The organism is Mesorhizobium sp. M4B.F.Ca.ET.214.01.1.1, from assembly GCF_004791545.1.
Classification (GTDB): domain Bacteria; phylum Pseudomonadota; class Alphaproteobacteria; order Rhizobiales; family Rhizobiaceae; genus Mesorhizobium; species Mesorhizobium abyssinicae.
Genome location: NZ_SRUX01000189.1, coordinates 1 through 329 on the forward strand (window position 1 = coordinate 1; position 329 = coordinate 329).

1 protein-coding gene is annotated in these 329 nt (G+C 67.5%); it reads left to right on the forward strand.

The genetic code is table 11. The annotated features are described in order from the left end of the window. Positions 1-329, forward strand: a 329-nt coding sequence (locus tag EN857_RS33835; protein ID WP_135897715.1) for a DUF3459 domain-containing protein, incomplete at both ends; no start/stop codon positions are given.

Below are 329 nucleotides of genomic sequence, written 5' to 3' on the forward strand. Positions count from 1 at the left end.
CCGCTTCTGGCCGGAATTCAAGGGCCGCGACGGCTGCCGCACGCCGATGGTGTGGGAAGCGGCTGCCAAGAATGGCGGCTTCTCGGCCGCGAAACCCTGGCTGCCGGTGCCGGGCAAGCACCTATCGCTGGCCGTCAACGTGCAGCAGGGCGACGCAAGCTCATTGCTCGAGCACTACCGCCGCTTCCTCGCTTTCCGTCGCCAGCACCCGGCGCTGGCCAAGGGCGATATCGACTTCATCGCAAGCGATGGCGACACCGTCGCCTTCACGCGCCGCGAGGGCAATGAGCGGATCGTCTGCGCCTTCAACCTCGGCAGCAAACCCGCCG